This is a genomic window from Bacillus sanguinis, from assembly GCF_018332475.1.
In the GTDB taxonomy this organism is placed as follows: Bacteria; Bacillota; Bacilli; order Bacillales; family Bacillaceae_G; genus Bacillus_A; species Bacillus_A sanguinis.
The window spans coordinates 1-3,677 of the sequence record NZ_BOQB01000336.1 but is presented as its reverse complement, the minus strand read 5'-3'; the positions used below and the strand labels follow the sequence as shown (position 1 = coordinate 3,677).

General features: G+C 33.2%; 5 protein-coding genes. All 5 read left to right on the top strand.

Annotation, left to right across the window (positions count from 1 at the left end; all coding sequences use genetic code 11):
* Positions 1-431, top strand: a 431-nt coding sequence (locus KI369_RS25305) for a hypothetical protein (protein WP_212958073.1), incomplete at its 5' end; no start/stop codon positions are given.
* Positions 432-458: 27 nt separating this feature from the next.
* Positions 459-677: a hypothetical protein gene (locus tag KI369_RS25300; protein WP_000066138.1), complete on the top strand. Its 219-nt coding sequence runs from the start codon at positions 459-461 to the stop codon at positions 675-677.
* 627 nt (positions 678-1,304) lie between these two features.
* Positions 1,305-2,267, top strand: coding sequence for an AAA family ATPase (locus KI369_RS25295; RefSeq protein ID WP_212958071.1), 963 nt, complete (start codon positions 1,305-1,307; stop codon positions 2,265-2,267).
* A complete protein-coding gene (locus KI369_RS25290; RefSeq protein ID WP_212958069.1) occupies positions 2,267-3,481 on the top strand; it encodes a DUF58 domain-containing protein in 1,215 nt (404 codons plus the stop codon). Before KI369_RS25295 ends, KI369_RS25290 begins: the two co-directional genes overlap by 1 nt.
* On the top strand, positions 3,478-3,677 hold a 200-nt coding region (locus tag KI369_RS25285), incomplete at its 3' end, for a hypothetical protein (RefSeq protein WP_212958066.1). The genes KI369_RS25290 and KI369_RS25285, both read left to right, overlap by 4 nt.

Sequence of the window (3,677 nt, the reverse complement as noted above, 5' to 3'; positions counted from 1 at the left end):
ATGTAACAGATAAAGAACTATGGTTTTTGGATTATAATAAGTTAGATAATGCATATAAAAATTTAGGTGTAAGCATTGAAGATAATGACGAAACTGAAGAAAGAAATGGAATAAAAGTATTAGATAATGAAAATGTAGAAGTATTTTTACAAAGGATTAATAAATATAACACAACTAAAGAGGAATTAAATTATTTACTACTTGAAAATATTAAAAGTAAACATGCAGGAGAAGATCTATTAGATTTTAGTCCGGTTTTATTAATTAACTTTGATGATAAAATACTATATTCAATGTTTCCAGAACCAGCATCATATGAAGAATATGTACCAAAAGATTGGAATGGTAAATATGAAGATTTCACTAAATTAATACCTAAATCAGAAAAATATTGGATAGATGAGTTTAATAACAATCTATTTTCACTATAATTTAAACGGGATAAGGATGATAATAGTATGAGTAATAAAGATGTAGTAACTATATTAAATGAGGAATTCGAAAATGAGCAGACTGGTGAAAAGTTACAAGGGTTAACAGTTATAGTTGATGGAAAGTTAAAGCAAGTCATGGATATAATAATCGACAAAAATGATAATTATAGTAATTATACTGAAGTAGTCAAAGATGCACTATTTGAGGGGATAAATAATATCATTAATAAAATTAATAAATGATAGATACTAACTACAAAAAATTAAATACTTAATCTAAATAACGAGGTAAAGTGTAACGAAAATAAAACACAAATATATATCATAATAAATAATAACGAAGGCTACTACTAATATAAAAGGCGTTAGTCTTCGTTATTATTTTTTTAAAAATGAAAGGAGTTCAAAATACAACGAATATACTCTCGACTTCAAGCCCTGAAATTTAAAATTTTGCGCCGCTGTTTCAGGCACCTGACAAATACAAATTCCGAATATCTCCTCCGCCCTTAAAGAAAAAAGCCCGTATCTATACCGACTATAATTTGAACGTTTTTAATTTGTCTTCGATTTGTTCTCCAGTAATTCCAATGGATCTTAACGTTATCGAAGGATGACTCTGATTTAATAAGGAATTTATTTTCTCCAACGATACTATTTTATATCCAGACATATTTTATATAAAACTACAAATCATTATTTACCATATTGCCCTAAGTTGCGGAAACAATTATACTAGATGTAATCAGAGTGAATAATCTGAATATTCTTAGAATTGAAGATAAAATCTTTACTACCCGCAATTAGATGGATACATACTATTTTCCACTAAATAGATTGGAAAACGATACTAACATTAGGAGGATTACGATGCCCCAGCTTGATTCATTACATCCCACTGTAGAAAAAATAATCAATAATATTGAAAAAATAATGGTCGGAAAAAGAAAAGAAACAATCTTAGCTTTGACGGCTCTCTTAGCTGAAGGTCATGTGCTATTAGAAGATGTGCCTGGCGTTGGGAAAACAATGTTAGTACGTGCACTTTCTAAATCCATTGATGCGGATTACAAGCGAATTCAATTCACACCTGACTTACTGCCGTCAGATGTAACAGGTGTTTCTATTTATAATCCGAAAGAGCTCCAATTTGAGTTCAAGCCTGGACCAATCATGGGGAATTTTATACTGGCTGATGAAATTAATCGTACATCTCCAAAAACACAGTCTGCCTTACTTGAAAGTATGGAAGAAGGTAATATTACAATAGATGGCATAACAAGACCGTTACCAAAACCATTCTTTGTAATGGCTACACAAAATCCGGTCGAATATGAAGGAACATATCCTTTACCAGAAGCACAGCTCGATCGTTTCTTATTGAAACTAAAAATGGGGTATCCTACACAAGAAGAAGAATTTGAAATTTTAAACAGGATGGAAAAAACGAATCTACTCTCCCATTTACAAGCTATTACAACAATAGAAGAATTACTTTATTTACAACAGAGCGTACGGGAAATAAGCATGGACAAAGCAATCAAGCATTACATTGTAAAGCTTGTTAGTCAGACTCGTTCTTATAGTTCTATACAACTTGGTGCAAGTCCGCGTGGCTCGATTGCTTTAATGAAAGCTTCACAAGCTTATGCTTTTATCCATGGTAGAAATTATGTTATTCCAGACGATGTTAAATTTTTAGCCCCTTACGTATTGGCTCACAGACTCATTCTAAAAATGGAGGCAAAATTTGAAGGAATAACAGGTGAACAAGTTATCGCAAAAATCGTTGCGCGAACTACCGTACCGACTCAAAGGAAGATGGACCTTTGATGAAACGGATACTACGAGCACTCTATCATTTTACTAAGTTATCACTCATTCCGTTATACCTAGTCTTAACATTTGTATACGCTATGCTTCAAGGGGGATTTGTAAGTTGGTTTTTGTTTTACAGTATGATTCCTATTGGCCTTTATTCACTATTACTCCCCTTCTATGCTTTACGGAACGCCGAGGTAAAACGAATAACAAATCAAGACGAATATGTAGCAGGAGAACCATTTTTAAGTACGATTACAATAAAAAGAAGTTTTCCTTTTCCCTTACTTTATTTAATTATAGAGGATGTGCTGCCATCACAATTTACAAATTGTAAACAAACGAAGATGAATAAAGTAATACTCTTTCCAGGATTGAAACGAAATATTTCGTTTCAATATGCAATTGACACAATCCCTAGAGGAGAGCACTCTTTTTCAAGCGTACGAGTCAAAACTGGTGATTTATTCGGCATGATGGAGAAGGAAGTAACATTTTCAGTTCCAGATACATTTTTAGTCTATCCTCAGTATGTAGATATAACGTATCGACAAATGGAAAATCATTTCGAACAAGGGGCACTTTCAGCAAATATAAATTTAGTAAAAGACTCTACCATTTCTGTCGGTGTGAGAGACTATAAACCTGGTGACCGCTTTTCATGGATTGATTGGAAAGCAACTGCACGAACAAACAACATTATGACGAAAGAGTTTGAACAACAGCGTAGCCATAATATTATGATATTCATGGACAGAACCCCATCCCCTCTATTCGAATCAGTCGTCACATTTACTGCCTCTATTGTCAGATCTGTCTTGAAGCAAAATTCACCGGCGTCATTCGTATCTGTCGGAAAAGAACGAACTTTTTTCCCTTTAGACAATGGAGATAGTCAGTTGCATCAAATCTTTTGTCATTTAGCGAAAGTACACGCAGATAGTGTATTCCCGCTCTCCCGGAGTGTAGAAATGGAATTAAGAAAAATTTATGAGCCCGTCACGATTATACTCGTGACAAGCGATCTTTCTCCCGATATTCAAAAGGCGGCTGACTATGCTGCTATAAAAAATAGAAAATTAATGGTGTTTGTCGTAAAAGAAAAAGCGAATCAACTATCGCATCGAGAACTTAGTATTCTAGAAACTCTACAAAAACGAAAAATATTTGTAAATGTAGTTTATGGAAACCAATATACAAACGTGTTTTTTGAGGTGAGCAAATGATAACATTACAGGTAAAAAAACAATTGGATATGAACAGATTTTTCATGCATGCATGCGCATTTCTACTTTTACTAGAATGGCTAAGGCCCCTCATAGGTATTACAAACGTAGGTAGATTAGATGTTTTCGTAATATTTATAGGGATTTGCTTCACTCTCTCTTTTTTTCAAATAAGGTGGCAGATTCCAATAAAGAT

Excerpts from the sequence above, each read along its gene's own strand:
- KI369_RS25295 (WP_212958071.1), top strand. The coding sequence starts at position 1,305 with ATGCCCCAGCTTGATTCATTACATCCCACTGTAGAAAAAATAATCAAT.
- KI369_RS25290 (WP_212958069.1), top strand. The coding sequence starts at position 2,267 with ATGAAACGGATACTACGAGCACTCTATCATTTTACTAAGTTATCACTC.
- KI369_RS25300 (WP_000066138.1), top strand. The coding sequence starts at position 459 with ATGAGTAATAAAGATGTAGTAACTATATTAAATGAGGAATTCGAAAAT.